The 21,053-nt window shown below is 69.5% G+C and carries 23 protein-coding genes and 1 pseudogene; 18 read left to right on the top strand and 6 right to left on the bottom strand.

Annotated elements, in window-relative coordinates; all coding sequences use genetic code 11:
• Window positions 1–12: 12 nt before the first annotated feature.
• Window positions 13–471: a MarR family winged helix-turn-helix transcriptional regulator gene (locus ACFYZA_RS00725; RefSeq protein WP_382587909.1), complete on the bottom strand. Its 459-nt coding sequence runs from the start codon at window positions 469–471 to the stop codon at window positions 13–15.
• 116 nt (window positions 472–587) lie between these two features.
• Here ACFYZA_RS00725 and ACFYZA_RS00730 point away from each other — a divergent pair, with 116 nt between their 5' ends.
• Together ACFYZA_RS00730 and mltG are read left to right on the top strand one after the other, a co-directional pair.
• Complete coding sequence (locus tag ACFYZA_RS00730; RefSeq protein WP_388485979.1) at window positions 588–2,399, top strand: ABC transporter ATP-binding protein; 1,812 nt, start codon at window positions 588–590, stop codon at window positions 2,397–2,399.
• 391 nt (window positions 2,400–2,790) lie between these two features.
• Entirely contained in the window at window positions 2,791–3,621 is an 831-nt protein-coding gene (gene mltG / locus ACFYZA_RS00735; RefSeq protein ID WP_388485981.1) for an endolytic transglycosylase MltG, read from the top strand.
• On the opposite strand, the gene ACFYZA_RS00740 is transcribed toward mltG, so the two are convergent.
• The 5 genes from ACFYZA_RS00740 to ACFYZA_RS00760 all read right to left on the bottom strand — a co-directional run bounded on the left by ACFYZA_RS00740 (window position 3,608) and on the right by ACFYZA_RS00760 (window position 8,726).
• The gene (locus ACFYZA_RS00740) at window positions 3,608–4,702 is read right to left on the bottom strand and encodes an NAD(P)-binding domain-containing protein (RefSeq protein WP_388485984.1); all 1,095 of its coding nucleotides are present in this window, start codon (window positions 4,700–4,702) and stop codon (window positions 3,608–3,610) included. The genes mltG and ACFYZA_RS00740 overlap by 14 nt on opposite strands.
• Window positions 4,703–4,747: 45 nt before the next feature.
• Window positions 4,748–5,956, bottom strand: coding sequence for an LLM class flavin-dependent oxidoreductase (locus tag ACFYZA_RS00745; protein ID WP_388485986.1), 1,209 nt, complete (start codon window positions 5,954–5,956; stop codon window positions 4,748–4,750).
• The gene (locus ACFYZA_RS00750) at window positions 5,956–6,990 is read right to left on the bottom strand and encodes an ABC transporter substrate-binding protein (RefSeq protein ID WP_382587899.1); all 1,035 of its coding nucleotides are present in this window, start codon (window positions 6,988–6,990) and stop codon (window positions 5,956–5,958) included. Before ACFYZA_RS00750 ends, ACFYZA_RS00745 begins: the two co-directional genes overlap by 1 nt.
• A gap of 102 nt (window positions 6,991–7,092) precedes the next feature.
• Window positions 7,093–7,869, bottom strand: a complete 777-nt coding sequence (locus ACFYZA_RS00755) for an ABC transporter ATP-binding protein (RefSeq protein ID WP_388485988.1) — start codon at window positions 7,867–7,869, stop codon at window positions 7,093–7,095.
• On the bottom strand, window positions 7,842–8,726 hold the full coding sequence (locus ACFYZA_RS00760) for an ABC transporter permease (RefSeq protein WP_388485990.1): 885 nt from the start codon (window positions 8,724–8,726) through the stop codon (window positions 7,842–7,844). The genes ACFYZA_RS00755 and ACFYZA_RS00760 overlap by 28 nt, the downstream gene beginning before the upstream one ends.
• Before the next feature lie 474 nt (window positions 8,727–9,200).
• Between ACFYZA_RS00760 and ACFYZA_RS00765 the strand changes: the two are divergent.
• The 16 genes and pseudogenes from ACFYZA_RS00765 to ACFYZA_RS00840 all read left to right on the top strand — a co-directional run.
• Window positions 9,201–9,353 (top strand): annotated as a pseudogene (locus tag ACFYZA_RS00765) (YjbQ family protein); the annotation flags it as partial.
• 134 nt (window positions 9,354–9,487) lie between these two features.
• Entirely contained in the window at window positions 9,488–11,083 is a 1,596-nt protein-coding gene (locus ACFYZA_RS00770; RefSeq protein ID WP_388485992.1) for a recombinase family protein, read from the top strand.
• Window positions 11,084–12,173: 1,090 nt separating this feature from the next.
• A complete protein-coding gene (locus ACFYZA_RS00775) occupies window positions 12,174–12,602 on the top strand; it encodes a hypothetical protein (RefSeq protein ID WP_376207678.1) in 429 nt (142 codons plus the stop codon).
• A 40-nt stretch (window positions 12,603–12,642) separates the two neighbouring features.
• On the top strand, window positions 12,643–13,269 hold the full coding sequence (locus ACFYZA_RS00780) for a hypothetical protein (protein WP_388485994.1): 627 nt from the start codon (window positions 12,643–12,645) through the stop codon (window positions 13,267–13,269).
• Between the two features lie 25 nt (window positions 13,270–13,294).
• The gene (locus ACFYZA_RS00785; RefSeq protein ID WP_388485996.1) at window positions 13,295–14,224 is read left to right on the top strand and encodes a hypothetical protein; all 930 of its coding nucleotides are present in this window, start codon (window positions 13,295–13,297) and stop codon (window positions 14,222–14,224) included.
• 16 nt (window positions 14,225–14,240) lie between these two features.
• Entirely contained in the window at window positions 14,241–15,647 is a 1,407-nt protein-coding gene (locus ACFYZA_RS00790) for a phage portal protein (RefSeq protein WP_388485998.1), read from the top strand.
• A gap of 139 nt (window positions 15,648–15,786) precedes the next feature.
• Entirely contained in the window at window positions 15,787–16,653 is an 867-nt protein-coding gene (locus tag ACFYZA_RS00795; protein ID WP_388486001.1) for a hypothetical protein, read from the top strand.
• Window positions 16,654–16,701: 48 nt separating this feature from the next.
• Window positions 16,702–17,211: a hypothetical protein gene (locus ACFYZA_RS00800; protein WP_388486002.1), complete on the top strand. Its 510-nt coding sequence runs from the start codon at window positions 16,702–16,704 to the stop codon at window positions 17,209–17,211.
• A gap of 66 nt (window positions 17,212–17,277) precedes the next feature.
• Complete coding sequence (locus ACFYZA_RS00805; protein ID WP_376207662.1) at window positions 17,278–18,189, top strand: P22 phage major capsid protein family protein; 912 nt, start codon at window positions 17,278–17,280, stop codon at window positions 18,187–18,189.
• A gap of 8 nt (window positions 18,190–18,197) precedes the next feature.
• A complete protein-coding gene (locus ACFYZA_RS00810; protein WP_376207659.1) occupies window positions 18,198–18,569 on the top strand; it encodes a hypothetical protein in 372 nt (123 codons plus the stop codon).
• Window positions 18,566–18,889 (top strand): hypothetical protein, encoded by a 324-nt coding sequence (locus ACFYZA_RS00815; RefSeq protein ID WP_376207657.1) that lies wholly within the window; start codon window positions 18,566–18,568, stop codon window positions 18,887–18,889. The genes ACFYZA_RS00810 and ACFYZA_RS00815 overlap by 4 nt, the downstream gene beginning before the upstream one ends.
• Window position 18,890: 1 nt before the next feature.
• A complete protein-coding gene (locus ACFYZA_RS00820) occupies window positions 18,891–19,172 on the top strand; it encodes a DUF5403 family protein (RefSeq protein ID WP_388486006.1) in 282 nt (93 codons plus the stop codon).
• A 38-nt stretch (window positions 19,173–19,210) separates the two neighbouring features.
• Window positions 19,211–19,585 carry a hypothetical protein gene (locus ACFYZA_RS00825; protein ID WP_376207651.1) on the top strand — a complete coding sequence of 125 codons (375 nt, stop codon included), beginning with the start codon at window positions 19,211–19,213 and terminating at the stop codon, window positions 19,583–19,585.
• 53 nt (window positions 19,586–19,638) lie between these two features.
• Entirely contained in the window at window positions 19,639–20,205 is a 567-nt protein-coding gene (locus ACFYZA_RS00830) for a hypothetical protein (RefSeq protein ID WP_376207648.1), read from the top strand.
• A 137-nt stretch (window positions 20,206–20,342) separates the two neighbouring features.
• Window positions 20,343–20,663: a hypothetical protein gene (locus ACFYZA_RS00835; protein WP_376207645.1), complete on the top strand. Its 321-nt coding sequence runs from the start codon at window positions 20,343–20,345 to the stop codon at window positions 20,661–20,663.
• The gene (locus ACFYZA_RS00840) at window positions 20,615–21,052 is read left to right on the top strand and encodes a hypothetical protein (protein ID WP_376207643.1); all 438 of its coding nucleotides are present in this window, start codon (window positions 20,615–20,617) and stop codon (window positions 21,050–21,052) included. The genes ACFYZA_RS00835 and ACFYZA_RS00840 overlap by 49 nt, the downstream gene beginning before the upstream one ends.
• The last annotated feature ends 1 nt before the right edge of the window (window position 21,053 follow it).

Below are 21,053 nucleotides of genomic sequence, written 5' to 3' on the forward strand. Positions count from 1 at the left end.
TCCTCGGGTCCGTCAGCAGCGGTGCTCCGGGGATCCGTCCACCAGAGCCGTCAGCAGTCCGCCGAGCACCTCGCGCTGGCCGGCGTCCAATGGAGCCAGGATCTCCTCCGCGGCGCCCCGGCGCGCGCTGCGCAACGCGCGCAGCGTGGCGCGGCCCGCCTCGGTGAGCTCGATCCGGATGACCCGGCGGTTGGTGGGATCGGGCACCCGCCGCACGTCCCCGCTCTCCTCCAGGGCGTCGACCAGGGTGGTCACGGCGCGCGGCACGACCTCCAGGCGGGCGGCCAGGTCGGCCATGCGCGGCGGCTCGCTCCAGTGGGCGAGCGTGCGCAGCAGCCGGGACTGCGCGGGCGTGATGCCCACCGGCTCCAGGTGCTGCTTCTGGATCCGGTGCAGTCGGCGGGTCAGCCGCAGCAACTGCTCGGCCAGCAGGCCGTCGGCGTCGGGGGCCCGGGAAATGTGTGGCTGCATACGGGAACAATAACAGGACCTGGTTCATTGTGAGTATAGGTAACAATGAGCTATGCTCCCGAAGTCACCGCCGCGCCGCCCCCGGGCGGACGCCCTCACACCTGTCGAAGGAGCCCATGCGCCCCGAACAATCCACCTGGACACCCCCGCCCCGTGGCTCCGAGCCGCAGGAGCCGGCGCAGATCCGCCGCATCCTCGGCCTCTTCCGGCCCTACCGCGGCAGGCTCGCCGTCGTCGGCCTGCTCGTCGCCGCCTCCTCGCTCGTCTCGGTCGCCTCGCCGTTCCTGCTGCGCGAGATCCTCGACGTGGCCATTCCGCAGAACCGCACGGGCCTGCTGAGCCTGCTCGCCCTCGGCATGATCGCCACCGCGGTCGTCAACAGCGTCTTCGGCGTGCTCCAGACGCTCATCAGCACCACCGTCGGCCAGCGCGTCATGCACGACCTGCGCACCGGCGTCTACGCCCAGCTCCAGCGGATGCCGCTCGCGTTCTTCACGCGCACGCGCACCGGTGAGGTGCAGTCCCGCATCGCCAACGACATCGGTGGCATGCAGGCGACCGTGACCTCCACCGCCACCTCGCTGGTCTCCAACCTCACCGCCGTCGTCGCCTCCGTCGTCGCGATGCTGGCGCTCGACTGGCGCCTGACCTGCGTCTCGCTGCTCCTGCTCCCCGTGTTCGTGTGGATCAGCCGCAGAGTCGGCCGCGAACGCAAGAAGATCACCACCCAGCGCCAGAAGCAGATGGCCGCGATGGCCGCCGAGGTCACCGAGTCGCTGTCCGTCAGCGGCATCCTGCTCGGCCGCACCATGGGCCGCGCCGACTCGCTGACCCAGAACTTCGCCGCCGAGTCCGAGCGCCTGGTGGACCTCGAAGTGCGCTCCAACATGGCCGGGCGCTGGCGCATGTCCACCATCGGCATCGTCATGGCCGCCATGCCCGCCGTCATCTACTGGGCGGCCGGCCTCGCCCTCCAGACCGGCGGCCCCTCGGTCTCCATCGGTACCCTCGTCGCCTTCGTCTCGCTCCAGCAGGGCCTGTTCCGGCCCGCCGTGAGCCTGCTGTCCACGGGCGTCCAGATGCAGACCTCGCTCGCCCTCTTCCAGCGGATCTTCGAATACCTCGACCTGCCGGTCGACATCACCGAACCCGCCGAGCCCGTACGGCTTCCCCAGGCGCGCGGCGCGGTCCGCTTCGAGGGCGTCGACTTCCACTACGACGACAAGCAGGAGCGGCCGACCCTCTCCGGCATCGACCTGACCGTGCCCGCGGGCGGCAGCCTCGCCGTCGTCGGCCCCACCGGCTCGGGCAAGTCCACGCTCAGCTACCTGGTGCCGCGCCTGTACGACGTGACCGGTGGCCGCGTCACGCTCGACGGCGTGGACGTGCGCGAGCTCGACTTCGACAGCCTGGCCCGCTCGGTCGGCGTGGTCTCCCAGGAGACGTACCTCTTCCACGCCTCGGTCGCCGAGAACCTGCGCTTCGCCAAGCCCGAAGCCACCGACGGGGAGCTGGAGGCGGCCGCCCGCGCCGCCCAGATCCACGACCACATCGCCTCGCTGCCGGACGGCTACGACACCCTGGTCGGCGAGCGCGGCTACCGGTTCTCGGGCGGTGAGAAGCAGCGCCTGGCCATCGCCCGGACGATCCTGCGCGACCCGCCGGTCCTCATCCTCGACGAGGCCACCAGCGCGCTCGACACCCGGACGGAACAGGCGGTCCAGCAGGCCATCGACGCACTGTCCGAGGGCCGCACCACCATCACGATCGCCCACCGGCTCTCCACCGTGCGGGACGCGGACCAGATCGTCGTCCTCGACGGCGGCGTGATCGCCGAGCGCGGCACCCACGAGGAGCTGCTCGACCAGGACGGCAGGTACGCGGCACTGGTCCGCAGGGACGCCCAGCTGGCCCCCGCCCGAAGCTGAGCCCCCTGGGCACACGGCGACGCCGCCGCTCCCGTGGGACGGGGAGCGACGGCGCCGGGCGTGACGATCGTCAGACGAGCCAGCCGATGAAGTGGAGGACGCCGGCGAGCAGGTCGGTGATGAGGTTCATGGTGGTGCTTTCTCCTTGTACGGGTGATGCGGCGCTGGGAAGACGCCGCTGTGGGACCGCGCAACTCCGGTCTCCAGACCGTCGCTTGCGCCCTACAAGCATCGTTCGCCACAAGGGAGTCGAGCAACGAATCCGGTGACGATCACGCGTACTGGCGAACACCCGATCCCCTGTTCGTGTGTTCCCCGGAGCGCGCCTGCCGTGCGTGTCGACGCCCGTCGGATGTCTGGTTTGTCTGATCTGTGGGGGTAGCGTGCCGCCATGAGCGAGACCGCCTACCGCAGACGCCCCCGCCTGACCCGCCGGGGCCGACTGCTCCTGCTGCTGTTCGCGCTGCTCCTGGTGGCCGGTGTGGTGCTCGTCCTGGTGCTGCGCGGGACCCGCGCCCCGGCCCGTACCCTCCTCGTCCCGGAGGGGTGGCGGGCGAGCCAGGTCTACGCGGCCGTCGACAAGCGCCTCGATGTGCCGCCCGGCACGACCAAGCGGGCCGCGACGACGGCCGACCTCAAGCTGCCGGCCGAGGCCAAGGGCAACCCCGAGGGCTATCTGTTCCCGGCGACCTACCCGGTCACGGACGACACGACGCCGGGCGGTCTGCTCGCCTACATGGTCGAGACCGCCAACAAGCGCTTCGGGCAGGACCGCATCACGGCGGGCGCCAAGGGCGGCGGCCTGACGGTCTATCAGACCGTCACCATCGCCGGGATCGTGCAGGCCGAGGCCGACACCACGGCCGACATGGGCAAGGTCTCCCGCGTCATCCGCAACCGCCTGGCCCGGGGCATGCCCCTCCAGATGGACTCGACCCTGAACTACGCGCTCAACCGCTCCACGCTGGCCACCACGACGGGTGACACCAGGATCGACAGCCCGTACAACACCTACGAGCACAAGGGCCTGCCGCCCACCCCCATCGCCAACCCCGGCCAGGAAGCCGTCGAGGCCGCCGTCAATCCGACCCCGGGCGACTGGCTGTACTTCGTGACGGTGGCCCCCGGGGACACGCGCTTCACCGACAGCTATGCCCAACAGCGCCTGAACGTAAGGGAGTTCAACGAGAACCAGAGCAGAAGGACGGCTAGCGCAGGCTGAGCTCGGGACTCCGCTCGCGATCGAGCAGCCGCTTGATCTCCCGTACCGCCGACCGGCCGGCCCGGTTCGCGCCGATCGTCGACGCCGAGGGGCCGTAGCCGACCAGATGGACGCGCTCGTCCCTGACCGCCTTCGTGCCGTCGAGGCGGATGCCGCCGCCCGGCTCGCGCAGCCGCAGCGGGGCGAGATGGCCGATGACCGGGCGGAACCCGGTGGCCCACAGGATGACGTCGGCCTCGACCGCGCGCCCGTCGTCCCACACCACCCCGTGCTCGGTGATCCGGTCGAACATCGGCAGCCGGTCCAGGACACCCCGGGCGCGTGCCGCCCGGACGGCGTCGTTCAGGGGCAGCCCCGTCACCGACACCACGCTCCTCGGCGGCAGCCCGAGCCGCACCCGCTCCTCGACCTTTCCGACGGCCTCGCGCCCGGCGTCCTCGTCGAAGGGCCCCTCGCGGAAGACCGGTGGCCTGCGCGTCACCCAGGTCGTGTCCGCCGCGACCTCGGCGATCTCCATCAGGTGCTGGGTGCCCGAGGCCCCGCCGCCCACCACGATCACCCGCTGCCCGGCGAACGCCTCGGGCCCCGGATAGTCCGCCGTGTGCAACTGCCGCCCCTGGAACGTCTCCTGACCCGGATGGCGCGGCCAGAACGGCCGGTCCCAGGTTCCGGTGGCATTGATCAGCGCACGTGTGGCGTAGGCGCCCTCCGACGTCGCGACGAGCAGCCGTCCGTCCGCGCCCTCCCGTACGGCGCGCACGTCCACGGGGCGGTGCACCCGCAGGCCGAAGGCGTCCTCGTACGCGGTGAAGTACGCGCCGATCACCTCGGACGACGGGCGCTCGGCGGCCGCCCCGGTCAGCTCCATGCCGGGCAGGGCGTGCATGCCGTGCACCTTGCCGTAGGTGAGCGAGGGCCAGCGGAACTGCCAGGCGCCGCCCGGCTTCGGCGCGTGGTCGAGCACCACGAAGTCCCGGTCGGGCTCAAAGCCGGCCCGCCGCAGGTGGTAGGCGCCGGACAGGCCCGCCTGCCCGGCGCCTATGACCACCACGTCCACGTCTCGCACCCCGAAGTCGTTCACGGTTCTGCCAACCGTGCGGGGTGCGGGGATCTTCCCCGGGGTGGCTCAGCGGCCGCCGCCCACGAGCAGCGGGGCTCCGCCGGGCGCGGAGGCCGGGCGCCCGTTGGCCGCGGGCACGCCGAGCAGCGGCGAGGCCGGGATCGTCGGAAGCAGCCCGCGCGCGGCGAGGTCGGGCGTCACGCCCTCGCCGAACCAGTACGCCTCCTCCAGGTGCGGATAGCCGGACAGGACGAAGTGCTCGACCCCGAGGTCGTGGTACTCCTCGATCCGGTCGGCCACCTCCGCGTGGCTGCCGACGAGCGCCGTGCCCGCCCCGCCCCGCACCAGGCCCACGCCCGCCCACAGGTTCGGCGAGATCTCCAGGCCGTCCCGCGAGCCGTTGTGCAGCGCGAGCATCCGCTGCTGGCCCACCGACTCGCTCTTGCCCAGCGCCTGCTGGGCCGCCGCGATGGTCTCCGCGTCGAGGTCGCCGAGCAGCCGGTCGGCCGTGGCCCACGCCTCCCGCGAGGAGTCGCGCGAGATCGTGTGGAGCCGGATGCCGAACCGCACCGTGCGGCCGCGTTCCTCCGCCAGCCCCCGGATCCAGTCGATCTTCTGCTTCACCTGCGCGGGCGGCTCGCCCCAGGTCAGATAGACATCCGCGTGATCGGCGGCCACCGGCCCGGCGGCGGGCGAGGAGCCCCCGAAGAAGATCTCCGGCAGCGGGTCCGGCGGCAGCGCGGTCAGGCCGCCCTCCACCTGGTAGTGCTCGCCGTCGAAGTCGTACGGCAGTCCGCTCCACACCCCGCGGACGACGGACAGGAACTCCGAGGTCCGCGCGTAGCGCCGGTCGTGGTCCAGGTGGTCGCCGAAGCGCCGCTGCTCGGTCGAGTCGCCGCCGGTCACCACGTTGAGCAGCAGCCGGCCGCGCGTGATGCGCTGGTAGGTCGCCGCCATCTGGGCCGCGAGCGTGGGGGAGATGACGCCGGGCCGGAAGGCGACCAGGAACTTCAGCCGCTCGGTGTGCTGGGCGAGCGCGACCGTCGTCAGCCAGGCGTCCTCGCACCAGGTGCCCGTCGGCGTCAGGACCGCCTCGAAGCCCAACTGCTCGGCCGCCTTGGCGATTTGGGCCAGGTACTCGATGTCGGGCGCCCGCACCCCGGTCACCGGGGTGATCCGCGAGCGCTTGATGCCGCCGTCGGTGTAGGCGTGCCGGTCGACCAGGGTCCGGCCGTCACCGCCGGTGGGCAGGAACCAGTGCAGATGGACGGTCATCAGGAAGAGGCCTTTCCGTACGAGCGGGGCGCGGTGGTGGAGGGGGGCAGCGAGCCGTTGAAGCGGGTGTCCACGTAGTCCTTGAAGGAGAAGCGGCGCGGGATCAGCTTCAGGTCGGCGAAGGTGTCGGCGATCTGCTGCTCGGAGGAGACGGCGGCGTCGTCCAGGGCGACCGGGACCCGGGTGCCGTTGGAGCGCTTCACCGAGTCGAGCGCGACCGAGTAGGGCAGCCCGGTCTCCTTCGCCCAGACCTTCGCCCAGGCCTCCGGGTGCTTGAACACCCAGTCCTGGGCGCGGTTGAGGCGCTGGATGTAGTCGCCGATGGCCTTCGCCTTAACCGGGTCGCCCAGCGCGTCGGGCGCGGCGACCTGGAAGCTGAGGCCGTTGACCTGGCCCTCGCCGGTCGTCAGGATCCGCCCCTTCTTCGAGCCGAGGACCTGCGAGGTGTACGGGTCCCACACCGCCCAGGCGTCGACCTTGCCGCGGTTGAAGGCGGCCAGGGCGTCGGCGGGCTGGAGGTAGTTGAGCTTGACGTCCCCGATGCCGAGCCCGGCCTTCTTGAGCGCGGCGAGCAGCTGGTAGTGGGCCGAGCTGCCCTGGGCGACGGCGATCGACCTGCCCCGCAGATCGGACGGCTGCTTCAGCGGCGAGTCGTCGGGGACGAGGATGGACTCGCCGGCGGAGGAGCCGTGGGCGGCCGCCACGACCTTGATCTTGGAGTTGGCGCCCGCGGCGAACACCGGGGGAGTGTTGCCGACCGCGCCGATGTCGACGGCCTTGGCGTTGACCGCTTCGAGCAGCGGCGGGCCGGAGGTGAAGGTGGACCACTTGATCTTGTAGTCGAGGTGGTCGAGTTCACCGGCCGCCTTCAGAATGGCCTCCGAACCGCCTTTCTGGTCACCGACGTTGAGCGTGACGCCGCCGGAGCCCGAGCCGGACCCGGCCTTGGTGTCGGCGGCCGAGTTCCCGCCGCAAGCGGCCAGGAGCACGGTGAGCGGCAGAAGCATCAGGACGGGCAGGGTGTGGCGTCGCATGAGTACGTTCTTTCTTCGCAGAGTTCGCAGAGTTCGCAGAGTTCGCAGAGTTCGCAGAGTTCGCGGGGTTTGCGGGGTTCTTAGGGGGTTCCGGCGCCCGGATCAGGCGGCGGAGGCGGAGGCGGAGGCGGCGGAAGGCGCGGCGGGCTGCTCCACGCCCAGTTCGCCCAGGAGGCGGGAGCGCAGCGCCGCGAAGCCGGGCGCGCCGACCGAGCGGGGCCGGTCCAGCGGGACGGGCGTGTCGTGGGCGATGGCGCCGTCCCGCATCACCAGGACGCGGTCGGCGAGCAGCAGGGCCTCGTCCACGTCGTGCGTGACGAGCAGGACCGCGCAGCCGCGCCGCTGCCACAGCTCGGCGACCAACTGCTGTGCCTTGATCCGGGTCAGCGCGTCGAGGGCGCCGAACGGCTCGTCGAGCAGCAGCAGATCGGGCTCGCGCACCAGCGCCCGGGCGAGCGAGGCGCGCTGGGCCTCGCCGCCGGACAGCGTCTTGGGCCAGGCACCGGACCGGTGGCCGAGCCCCACCTCCTCCAACGCGCTCTCGGCCACGGCCCGTTCGGGCTTGCCGGGAAGCCCGAGCAGGACGTTGCGCCACACCCGCTTCCACGGCATCAGCCGGGGCGCCTGGAAGGCGACGGCCCGCCGCTTGGGCACGAGGACCGTGCCCTCGATCTCCCGGTCGAGCCCGGCGAGCACCCTGAGCAGGGTGGACTTTCCGCAGCCGCTGCGCCCGAGCAGCGCGGTGAACTCCCCTGCCCGCAGGGTGAGATCGAGCCCGTCGATGACCGGCCGCCCGTCGAAGGCGCGGGTGAGCCCCTCGACCCTGACGGCGTCGGCGGTGGCCGTGGTGGTCACTGGCCCGTGAAGGTCGGTCGCCATTGGAGGAGCAGCCTTTCGAGAGTGCGGACGACGGCGTCGGCGAGCAGGCCGAGGAAGGCGTACACCACCAGGCAGACGACGATCACGTCGGTGCGGAAGAACTCGCGGGCCTGGTTCATCAGGAAGCCGATGCCGGCGTCCGCGTTGATCGACTCGCCGAAGACCAGGGCGAGCCAGGCCGTGGCGAGCGAGTAGCGAAGCCCGGTCATCGCGCCGGGCAGGGCGCCCGGCAGCACGACATGGCGCACCAGGCCCCAGCGGCCGAGGCCCAACGCCTGCCCCGCTTCGACGAGTTGGGCGTCCACGCCCCGGATCCCGGCGTAGACGTTCAGATAGAGGTGGAAGGCCACGCCGAGCGCGATGAGCGCGACCTTGGGGGCCTCGCCGATGCCGAGCCAGATGATGAACAGGGGGATCAGGCCGACCCACGGCACGGTGCGCAGCATCTGCACGGTGGCGTCGATCAGGTCCTCACCGAGCCGTGAGAGCCCGGACACCAGGGCCAGCGCGATTCCGGCCACGCCGCCGATGAGCAGGCCCACGGCCACCCGCTGGAGCGAGATGCCCATCGCCGACGGCAGGGTGCCGTCCGAGATCAGGTCGGCTCCGGCGCGGGCCACGGTGCCGGGCGAGGCGAGGGTGTCGGGGCTCAACACCCCGGTGGCGCTGAGGACTTGCCACAGCACGAGCAGGGTCACCGGTCCGATGGTGCGCCGCAGCCAGCGCGGCACCGAGCGCAGCGGGCCGCGCCGGGAGGCGGCCGGAAGGACCGGTTCGAGGACTGGACCGGCGGGCGCGGCCACCGCGGCTTCACCGGACGGGACGGATATGTCCGGCGGGGCATGGTCGACGGTCATGGAGGCTCCATGGTCGGAAGAAGAGGGGAACCCGGGCCCCGGGCAGCGTCGGCCGCCGCACCTCGGCCCCGGCCCACGCCGGAGCGGGGCCGTGCGGGGCGGTGGTGCGGGGCGTGGCCGGCCGGCCGCACGCGTCAGCGGACGGCGGCGGGGCTCAGGAGGAGAAGAAGGCGTACGAGGGTGCCGGGAAGGACGTCAGAACCGCGACCGGCCGGAGAAGGGGCCGTCGGGCGCCGCAGGAGCGGAAGAGGACGTCAGCAGCCGCGACAACAACAAGCGGCGGACGCCACCCGCAGCAGGTCGATGTGACCGCGCGTGGTGAGCAGGGCTGTACGCAACATGGCGTGAACGTAGCGACCCGTTCCGGACGAGGTCAACGGTGTCTCGCCACTCGGACGCCCGATCTTGCCCGTTGGGCATCCGGACGGTGCGGCTGCCGCGTGTACCCGGTGGGCCGGCGGGAAGATGGGAGGCATGTCCGACACCTTCACCACCCACGTCCTGAACCTCACGACCGGCTCCCGTGAGACGGTCACCGATCTGACCGGGGACTGCGAGGAGTTCCTGCGGCAGCGGGCGGCGGGCCGCGACGGCCTGCTCAACGTCTTCGTACCGCACGCCACGTCATGGGGTGTGCAACTGGCATCAGTAGATGCGGTCAGTGGCCCCTGACTGACGGGGCCCTGACCGGGGAGGGCCCGTTGGTGAGCACAGCTATTGAGGTAGCTCCGTGGACACGGGGAACTGAAAACGTCAAGGGCGTGGACCTGACTCAGTTTCTGGACGACGTGGAGGGCATGGACCCGAAAGACCTGGCGGACCTCTACGTCCGGCGGTCCAAGCCGTCAGAGGACATCGCCACGTTGATCAAACACGCGTGGGACATGGTGGAGGCCGCCCACAGGGAGGATCGCAAGGTCCGTGCCGTGTGGTGGGAGCAGCGCAGTGCCTCCAAGACGTACGTACGCCGCAATGAACTGGAGTCAGCGCTAGGAGCGGTCCTGACCGGGCACTCCAAGACCTTGTACGTCAGGAAGTTGGACCGGTTCGACCGTCGCGGCATGGGGGCCGTAGGCGGGACGCTGGATGAGCTGGACCGGCGGCGGGCGCGGCTACGAGTCGTGAAAGAGGGGCTGGACTCTTCAGTGGCCGGCCATCGCATCATATTTGCGGTGTTGGCTGAGCGTGCCCGTGAAGAGGCTGCGGACATCACCTGGCGGACGAAGGAAGGGAAGGACTCCCACAAGGCTCTTGGGGAGTGGCAGGGCGGGATCCTTCCCTTCGGCGTAGAACGGGACGATGCCAAGGGGAGAGTCCGGCGGAGTCCAAAGGAATACCCCACGGCACGCAAGATGATTGCTGAGCCCCTACTCAAAGGTGTCTCAGCACGTCAAGTTGCCCTTTCTTTGAACGCGGCCGGTAAGCGTACGCGCGGTGGGTTTCTATGGACCGCTACAACGGTGGCCAAGCTGGCTCAGTCAGCGCTGTGGGCCGGACTCCTGCCCGATCGTGAACGGGTGATGGACGAACACGGCAACCCCACGGGCCATTGGACCCAGACGTCTCGTCCATACCTGGATGAGAAGGGGAACACGGTCAGCGTTGGGCAGGGCGTCGTCACGCCGGGGGAACGAACCATCATCATGGCCTATATGGCGGCCCGTACGCGGCCCGATGGCAGAGGGAAGAGGGACACCACCTGTCTGCTTACTGAAATCCTTCGTTGCGGCCACTGCGGAGGTCCAGAAGAGGGCGGCGGTGGGAATGCAGTGGGAGGCCGCTATCACTGCCGTAAGTGGTCGCAATTGGGCAAGGAAGCTTGCCTGGGGGTGATCACAAGGCGTCCCCGTGTAGAGCGGGCAGTCGAGGCCATGTGGCGCAGCCATGTATCCACACTCAGCCCTGGAGACCCCGCTTTGGACGAGATCGCACGCAGATGGATCACGCTCCAAGATCCTGAGCGAGATGCGCGCCGCAGGGAAGTCAGTGCAGAGCTGGACGTTGCAGAGCGACGAATGGCCAAGCTCGATCACGACCATTATGTGCGCGGAAGGCTTTCAGAGGACCGCTACGAGGAACTGCGCGAGCGCCAGGAGGCCCACGTGGCCGCACTGCGAGAGGAAGCGGAAGAACTCGCCAGGGAGGCGGACTTGACGCTCCTCTTTGAGGATGGTGACGCCCTGACTGATGCCTGGGAGGCGTCCTCAATGGAGGAGCGTCGGATGTTGCTCCGATGTGCTCTGAAGAGCGTCACTATTGCTCCTGCCAAGCACCAGGGGGACCGGACGCCAATTGAAAAGCGGCTCACCCCGGTTTGGGTTACGCAGCCACAGGCGGCCCTCTCTCGCGTTGCGTGATCGTTCCACGTCAGAGGGTGACGATGTGGGTGGTTCGGAAGCAGGAAAACACCTTCCCAGTCCTTCTTTTCTATCTGTGTGTGTAGAGAAGAAGGACTGGGAAGCGGCATTGATGCTTCCCTCAGCGGAGAGAGGGGCGCGTGTCCTCAACGAGGCTGTAACGCCTCTCAGTTCATGTGTATGTAGCGGCTCCCCACTCCACACTCCAGCGTGAGACGTGGAGGTGAGAGTGGTCCGCTTTAAGGCTCCCCTCCCGCTCCCCAAACTCTCCTCCGGGTTGAGCGGGAGGGTTGAGCGCTTCTGAGCTTCCGTGTGTGGTGTAAGTGCACAGGGGATCAGTACCCGACCCGGGCGCGGGTCGCGGGAACACTCCCCGTGAGACGGCCCGAGCGACCGTCCACGCGGACCCCTTGACCGGCTTACGCGGCTGTGATGGGGGATTGACTTACCGGGGCGCCGGCGACGGCCGACCCCACAACTGGACCGTGGGGGCGTCGTGGCGTGGGAGACCAGTGATCGACGTTCGCGCTTGCCCAGTGACTGGCCTAAGCGACGTGCGGTTGTGCTGCGGCGTGATGGCTACCAGTGCGTGGCCAGGCTGGTGGATGGGCCACGGTGCCCGGAGCCGGGTACTGATGTAGACCACATCGAGCCTGGCGACAACCATGACTTGATCAACCTTCAGACGCTGTGTGCCTGGCACCACTCGCGTAAGACCGCTCGTGAAGCGGCAGCGGCCAGGGCCCAGAGGCGGGGGCCGGGTAGGGCTCGGCCTGGGCGGCGTCATCCTGGGGACTTGGGTTGATGATCCTTTGAGGCTTGATCACTGAATGTGATCAATGTCCGATTCGATCACGTTGAACCCAATGTCCGAATTGGGTGGGGGTGACCCCCTTTGGATCTCTGACAGGCATCGAAGCGTGATAGCAGCTCGATCCCTGTACGGGTTCCAGGGTCCGTCAGGACCCTGGACCGGCATTACGTAAGCCATCTGACCTGCGGAAATAGCCCTCTGGAGGGCTCCACGGTCTCGATTTGAACTCACCGTAACCGCCCTCCTGGGCTCTGACGCGCCCGGGGGGTGCCTGCCATGCCCGGACCCGTGCCGAAGCGCTCCGACCAACGCCGTAGGCGCAACACCCCGGACGGCCCCGGACTGGTGACGGCGGAGGCCGGGAAGGCCCCGACCATTCCGCGCGCGTCCGGGGAGTGGCACCCAATCGCCCAGCGCTGGTTCAAGTCCCTGAAGGACTCCGGCCAGGCCAGGTTCTACGAACAGAGCGACTGGCTTACCGCCGTGTACGTGGCGGAGGCCATGTCTCGGAACCTGGCCTCCACCAAGTTCTCCGCCCAGCTCTTTCAGGCAGTCATGTCCGCGATGACGGACCTTCTGACCACGGAAGGCGCCCGGCGACGGGCCCGGGTGGAGCTGGAGCGGGAGGCCGGCGGGGAAGACCCGGCGGAAGCGGCCCGCGTGACGCTGATGGACGCCTACCGGAAGGCGGCGGCCGGTGACTGACATAGCGCCGGTCCGCACTTGGCCGGACACCGTCCCCGACGTGACACGGACCCTGGGCTGGGACGTCCTTCTGTGGACCGCCCGCTACCTGCGCCAGCCGGACGGCCCCGACGCGGGGACGCCCTGGCGGTACACGCCGGAGCAAGTCCGCATCGTCCTGCGTTGGTTCGAGATCAACGACGCGGGGGAGTTCGTCCGCCGCCAGGGCACCATCCGACGCCTGAAGGGTTGGGGCAAGGACCCCTTCCTGGCCTCCCTGGCGGCCGTGGAGTTCGTCGGCCCGTGCCGTTTCGGCGGCTGGCGGGAGGACGGTATTCCCAAGGCCGTCCCACACCCGGCCCCCTGGGTCCAGGTATGCGCGGTGAGCAAGGACCAGACCCGCAACACGATGCGCCTGTTCCCTGGGATGTTCTCCCCGGAGGCCGTCGCGGAGTTCGGCATCGACCTGGGCAAAGAGATCATCTACTCCGCCGGAGGCGGGGTGATTGAGGCCGTCACCAGTTCGCCCCGTGCGCTGGAAGGCGGCCGATTACCGGTCCACGTTCGTGATCATGAACGAGACCCATCACTGGATCTCTGCCAACGGCGGCCACGAAATGGCCATGACCATTGCGGGCAACGTCGGCAAGTCCCGTGGCGGCGGCGCCCGAACCATGGAGATCACTAACGCCCCCTTGCCGGGTGAAGACTCCGTGGCCGAACAGACTTGGCACGCCTGGTCCAAGTTCGCGGAGGGCAAGTCCCGGGACTCCGGGATGTATTACGACTCCGTGGAGGCCCCGCCGGTTGACCTGGCGGACCCCGACCAACTCCGCGCCGGGATCATCGCGGCCCGGGGGGATGCGGACTGGCTGGACGTGGAGTGGATCGTCTCCACCATCTACTCCGGCCACATGCCGCGCTCCCGGTCCCAGCGCATATTCCTGAACCAACTGGTGACCGCAGAAGACCAGTTGATCGCGCCGGACGAATGGGACGCGTGCGCCGTGGAGGACACCCTCCAAGACGGCGACACGATCACGCTCGGGTTCGACGGAGGCAAGTCGGACGATGCAACTTGCCTGGTGGCTGTCCGCGTTCGGGACCGCCTGATCGTTCCCCTGGCCGTCTGGGAGAAGCCGGACGGCCCGGCCGGCGACGGCTGGCAGGTGGACCGCCTGGCCGTGGACGGAGCCGTCCGCAACGCCTTGGAGCGCTACGACGTCCAGGCGTTCTTCGCGGACACTGCCCTGTGGGAGTCCTACATCGACACATGGTCGGAGGACTACCGGGACCGCCTGGTGGTCAAGGCCGGCCCCCAGTCCGCCGTGGGCCGCGACATGCGCGCCGGGCTCCAGGAGCTGACCGCAGCAAACGAACGGCTGGTCTCCGCGATCGAGTCGGGCAAGGTCCGCCACCTGGGCCAGGACTTCCCGCTGGGCAAGACCCTGCGGCGCCACGTCCTCAACACCCGCCGACGCCCCAACCGTTACGGCCTCAGCTTCGGCAAGGCCAACCGGGAGTCCGGCTTGAAGGTGGACGCCTACGCCGCCGCACTGCTTGCGGACCTGGCCCGCCACCGACTGATCGAATCCGGGAAGTCCCGGGCGCCTGACCGCTCCGGCCAGGTCTATTTCTTCTGACCCTGGGAGGGGTGGCATGCCTGACACCAACACCCCGGAGGGCCTGGCGGAGCTGGGTTTCACCCGCCTGAAGAGCGAGCGGGAACGCCTGGATCGCATCGACCGCTATATACGCGGCGACCATGACGGCCCCTACACCCCACGCTCTGCCACGGATGAGTACAAGCTCCTGGCCAAGCGGGCCATCACCAACTGGCTTCCGCTCCTGGTGAAGACGCCTGCCCAGTCGCTGGCGGTGGAGGGCTACCGGCGTCAGTCGGACGGCCCGGTCACCCAGACTCCGGCGGAGTGGGAAGCGTGGCAGGGCAACCGGATGGATGCCCGTCAGGCCCCGATCATGCGGGCCGCGCTCACCTATGGCCAGTCGTTCGTTACGGTCCTGCCGGACGTCGCGGACCCGGCCCGCACGGTCATCAAGGGCGTGTCCCCGCGCCTGATGTACGCGGCGTACGACGATCCGGCCGCCGACGAACTTCCGCTCTGGGCCCTCCAGGTGGAGAGCGTCCCGACCCAGGACGGCGTGGAGACCCGCGCCTGGCTGTTCGACGCCACCACGGTCTACGACGTGATGGTGGGCGGGAAGGAAGGCCCCAAGGTCATCGGGTCGCGCCCGCACGGGTTCGAGCGCCCCCCGGTGGTCCGGTTCGCTCCGGACATCGACCTGGAGGGCCGGGTTACCGGCGTCGTGGAACCCATGATCCCGATCCAGGACAGGGTCAACCAAACTGTCTTTGACCTCCTGGTCTCCCAGACGTTCGGCTCCTTCAAGGTCCGCACGATCAGCGGCATGGCACCGGAGTTCGTTCGCGATGCGGACGGAGAGCTGGTCTACGACTCCACCACGGGCAAGCCCAAGGTGGTGCCGATCCAGGCCGACGCCTCCCGCTTCCTGGTCGCTCCTGACCCGGACACCAAGTTTTCCCAGCTTGACGAAACCCCCCTGGCCGGGTTCCTGGAGGCTATCGAGATGGGCGCCAAGCACATGGCCGCCGCCTCCCAGGTCCCCGCCTTCCACCTCCTGGGCTCCCTGATCAACCTTTCGGCGGAGGCCCTGGCGGCGGCGGAAGCGGCCCTGTCCCGCGCCATTGACGAATACCAGCACGCCTTGGGGGAGTCCTGGGAGCTGGTTCTGGGCCTGGTCGCCATTCGCGGCGGCCAGGAGATGGACCCCCACGCCCGTGTCCAGTGGAAGGACATGGCCTCCCGCTCCCTGTCCCAGACGGTGGACGCGCTGGGCAAGGCCGTGACCATGCTCCAGGTCCCGCCGCGCGCCCTGTGGCCCCGCATCCCCGGCGTAACTGCCACGGACGTGGAGGAGTGGGCGCAGATGCAGGAACAGGCGGATCCGGCCCTGAAGTTGGCCGCGTCCATGGCCAAGGCCGTGGCCCCGCCGCTGGCGGAGGTGACGCCCAATGCGGCGTAGGGCAACTACCGCTCTCCTGGACCAGTACTGGCGCACACAGGCCCGGATCGGCGCCAACGTGTCAGCCCAGTCCCTGGTCCAATGGTCCCGTGTCTCCCCGCTCTCCCTCCAAGAGTCGGGGAACGTCTGGCTGGCGTTCATGCTCGCCCTGGTCCGGCGTGAACGGACCCGCTCCAGAGAATCCGCGGTGGCCTTCTACCGCTTGTACCGGGCCCTGGAGACAGGGCACACGGTCCCCCTGCCGGACCAGGACCACATTCCCGAATCCCTCACGCTGGGGGAGCTACGGGAGGACTGGGCCAGGATCTCCGACACAGTCCGCCGCCCGGAGCCGGACGACGCGGACCGCGTGAGCGTGGACGATTTCGACTGGCCCGATGACCCGGAGGACGACCACGAAAGCGCGGCCGTAGCCAACCTGATCGGCAACGGCCCGGCCCGCGTGGCCAGGGAGCTGGACCGGCTGAAGTCCCAGGAGGACGACGGCGGGCGGCTTGATGACGCCGGGTTCCTCCAGGAGCTGGACACCCTGATGCGCAACGCGGGTACTACGGCCGCCGGAGCGGCCGACCGTGAAGCCCTGCGCGCGGGCCGAGACCTGATCACCCACGCGTCCCAGGAGGACCGTCGGGCGGTCGGATGGGCCCGCGTCACGGACGGCGACCCGTGCGCGTTCTGCGCCATGCTCGTGTCCCGGGGGGCCACCTATACCTCCCGTGCCACGGCAATCGGTGGTGGCCGTCGCAAGCCGGAGGGCTCCCCCGATGGGAGGGCCCGCCAGCACCGCCGGCCCCCGGTGGCTTTGGAAGACCTGACCCGCTACCACTACGGGTGCCACTGTCAGACCGTTCCGGTGTACTCCCGGAACGATTTCATGACGCCCCAGGCCCGTGACTATGACCGCCAATGGCGAGAGGTCACGCGCGGACTGTCTGGTGACGATGCCCGGACCGCCTGGCGGCGCCACATCGACGCGCAACGGCGCGCGAACCAATCCCCTTCCTGACCAACCCGCCCACGCGGCGGTCCCTGGCGTGCCCTGGAGGCGTACCGCATGGCAGAAAACCCGACCCCGGACCCGGTTGAGACGCAGACCCTGGAGGACGGCCAGGAGGTCCAGGAGACCCCCGTGGACGCGCCCCCGGAGGCTGCGGACGACGACGGCCAGGAGGACGGCGTCCTGGACGTAGACGCACTCCGCTCGGAGCTGGAAGCGGCCCGCAAGGAAGCCGCCAAGTACCGCGTCAAGGCCCGCGAGACGGCGGACGCCCTGAAGGCGGCCAAGACCCCCGAGGAGTTCGCGGCCATTCAGGAGCGGGCCCAGGAACTGGAGACGGAACTTCAGCGCGAACGTCTGGGCCGCACCTACAGCCTTCCCGCCGTGTTCGCAGCCCTGATCCAGGGGGCGGACGACGACGCGCGGGAGGCACACGCCAAGGCTCTGGCGGAGGAGTTCCACAAGCGGCCCTCCGGCGTCGGCCGTGGCGGCCTGGACCCCACGGACAAGCCGGTCTCCAACGACCCGGCGGCCCTGGCCGCGTCCATCCCGCGCGGGCGGCACTGACCCCGCACACCACTTACTTTTGCGGCCCCCTGACCGGGGCCTTTCCTATGCCCACAGGGGGATTTCATGGCTAACGCCTTTCTGAAGGCCGAGACCATCGCGGCAACGTCGCTCGGTCTCCTGGACCGCGAACTGGTCCTTGGCAACCTGGTGTGGTCCAACGCCGGTTTCGACTTCACCGGAGCCAAGGCCGACACCGTCACGGTCCGCATTCCGTCCCAGCTCAACGCGCGTGAGTACGACTGGCGCAACGACCGGACCACGGACATCGTCCTGGACGAGCTGACGGAGGACTCCATCACGGTCCAGCTCAACAAGGACATTTACAGCGCCGTAGCCGTCACGGACGAGGAACTGACGCTGGATGTAAAGGACTTCGGATCCCAGGTCCTGGAGCCCCAGGTCAAGGCCGTGGCCAAGGCCATCGACACGGGCGTGGCCAACATGATCCAGACGGCCAACTACAGCGTGCCGGCCATCGTCGTGGACGAGAAGGACCCGTTCCCGGCGTTCATCGACGCCCGCGCCGCGCTCAACAAGGCAGAGGTCCCGGTCAACGACCGAACCCTCCTGATCGGTTCCGACGTGGAGACGGCCCTCCTGAAGTCGGGCCGCCTCACGGACGTGTCCAAGTCCGGCTCTGACTCGGCACTCCGCCAGGCGGAGGTGGGCAAGCTGGCCGGGTTCAACCTGGTGACCTCCAACGCCATCAACCCGCGCTCCGCATTCGCGTTCATCCCGTCCGCGTTCGTCCTGGCGACCCGCGCCCCGGCCATTCCGGCGGGCGTGACCTCCGGCTCCAGCCAGTCCTACAACGGTCTGTCCATGCGATGGGTCCGTGACTACGACGCGGCCAAGCTGCGGGACCGCTCCATCGTCAACCTGTACGCCGGGTTCAACGTGATGACCGACAAGGTGGGCAACACCAAGAAGCTGGTCCGCGCGGTCAAGCTCGACATGCCCGCCGCGCCCAAGTAGGGGGACCTGTGACGCCCCTTGCCGAACTGGCGGCTCTGGAGGCCCGGTTGGGGCGGACGCTCACTGGAGAGGAGCGGGCACTGGCCCAGGCGGCCCTAGCGGATGCCTCTGCCATGGTCCGCTCCTACGGTCTCCCGTGGCCCGACCCTGCCAAGGCGCCGGACGTGGCCGTGACCGTCACCCTTGCGGCGGCCGAACGACGGACCCGCAACCCCGAAGGGTTCCGCTCCGAAATGCAGGGGTCCTACCAGTACCAGCTCCCCGCATCCCTGCCGGCGGGCGTCGCACTCACAGACGCGGAGGTCCGCCTCTTGCGCTCCGTTGCAGGGCTCGGCGGTCTGTTCTCCGTACCCATCGCGGGCCTTGGCGGGTCGCTGTGAGCCTGTTGGACTCCGGACCGGATGAGATCACGGTCTACCCCACCGTGGACATGGACGACGGCTACGGCGGCACCCGGCCCGGCCCCGGTGCTCCCGTGGTGGTGCGGGCCCGCGTGACGCCCGCCTCCGCCGACGAACAGGGCGAACCCGGATACCTGACCGGCACCTTGTACCGCGTGTACGCGCGGAATCTCCCTGCCGGGCCGTGGTCCCGCGTCGAGTGGGCCGGGACCACCTGGGCCGTGGTCGGGGAGCCCCAGCGGTTCGGCGGCAACCCCCGGGTGTCCTACCACGCAGCAACCATCAGGAAGCGGGGGTGACATGGCGACTGTAGACCCCCGGCTCAACTCGGTGGTGGCCCACATGCCCGGCGTCAAGCAAGCCGTCCGCGAAGAGCTGGACGAGAGGGCCGCGCGGGTCCAGGCCGTGGTGGACGCCCACATTTTCAGCGGTGACCTGGCCCGGAGCCTGACCGTACGCACCAACCGCGTGGACTCCACCGTGTCCATTGAGGACCCGATGATCCACGCCATCAACTGGGGCCACCGCTCACGCAACGGCCGCTGGGTGAACGGCATTTACGTGATCGAGGCGGGCCTGTGAACCGCCCGTATCCACTCCTTCCCGACACGGACGCCCTGGTGACTGGCGCCCTGCGCACGGGCCTTGACGGCGCCAGTGTGCGGGTCCTGTGGCCCGACGACTGGGCGCACGTCCTCCCGCTCGTGGTGGCCCGCCGGGTCGGCGGCGCAGCCCTGGACGCCCGAGGCATCGACTCCGCCCTAGTGGACGTGCAGTGCGCGGCCGGCACCCGCCTGGAGGCATCCCGCCTGGCCCGCACCGCGCGGGCCGCCCTGGCGAACGCGTGCGCGGACCAGTTCCGGGGCGCGGACGGCTACCTGTCCCATTTCGAGGACGTGGCGGGCCCCGCCGAACTCCGCACGGGCGACCCCGACGCCGGGCCGGACCTCTTCCGGTTCCAGGCCACCTACCGGGTCACCGCCCGGCCCATCTGACCTTCCCCACCCCATCTCACGCGGAACATGTTCCGCCCCGGAGGCACGCCCTTATGGCACTCGTTGACGACGCCGCGTTTGTCGCGGCGGGCGGTTACATCTACATCGCAGATGCGGACAAGCCCAAGCCCACCGCCATCACGGACCCCCTGGCGCCCGGCGCGGGCTGGGAGTCCATCGGCCACACCTCCCGTGATGAACTCCCGGAGTTCGGCCGCGACGGCGATGACCCGGAGATCAAGGGGAGTTGGCAGAACGCCAAGCTCCGCTCCACCAACCCGGACGTGACGTACTCGATCACGTTCAAGTCCATTCAGGCGTCCCCCGAGACGTACGGCCTGTACTTCGGCGCCGGGCCCGGTGCGGTCCAGGCGGACAAGTCGTTCCGTATCCCGGCCACGCCGGTTCCCCAGGTCAAGGCCCTTTTGGTGGTCTTGGTGGACGGAACCAAGTTCCTTCCGCTCTGGCACCCCCGGGTGTCGCTCCTGGGCTCGGATGCCGTGGCCATGGCCGTGGACGACTTCGTGTCATTCCCGATCAAGGGCACGTTCCTGGGCTCCTCCACGATCGGCAACGCGATTGGTGAGTGGGCGACCATCACGCCCCCGGCCAAGCCCTGACCCAGAAGCCACGTCGAGCGCCACGCGCTCCGTGCCCCCACCGCCTGGACGGTCCCCCGGGCGGTGGGGCTCCACCCGGGACCGCCACCACACCTCACCTAGGGGACCCGATGACTGTTCTTTCCTGTGCTGACCTGATGGCCGAGACCCAGAAGGAGTACGCGTCCGTCCCGCTCCACACCCGAGCGGGCGCGGAGGTTCGCCTCCGCAACCTCCTAATGCTCCCGCCGGACCGCATGAAGACGGCCCGCATTCTCCTGAACGCCTTTGCCGACTCCGGCAGTTCGGACCTGGACGCGCTGATTCCCCAGCTCCGTGACCTCCTGCTCCTGATCGGTGACAACACGGCCGCCCTGACCGAGGAAATGGCGGACTGGCCTATCGGCATGTACGTCCGCGTGATCAACGGATGGCAGGACGGCACCCAGGCCCCGGAAGCGCCGGGCTCGGCGGCCTGATCGAGGACGGCCACGGCGGCCCGCTCCGCGCTGATCTCCAGCGCTTCTACGGGCTCGACCTGGCCGACATCTGGCGGGGGACTCTGACCCCCCGCCGGGCCTGGACGCTGACCGAGCACCTACCCGAAGACTCCGCCCTGGCCGCCGCATTGGCCGGCGGGCCGGAGCATCGCGGCTGGACCCTCCAAGCACACCTGTTGGCCCAGGTGGTCAACGCAGTTCGTTTCGCGGACGCCAACAACGTCCGTGTCTCCGGCGGCAAGGTCCGCCGTGATCCGGAGCCCGTGAAGCCCCCGGCTCCCCAGTCCGCGCGCTCCGCGCGCCCCGTACTGGACCTCTCCCATCACCCGCACGCAATCCCACTGCCAGACAAGTACATACGGGGGTGAC

Source organism: Streptomyces sp. NPDC001828 (genome assembly GCF_042892175.1).
Classification (GTDB): Bacteria; Actinomycetota; Actinomycetes; order Streptomycetales; family Streptomycetaceae; genus Streptomyces.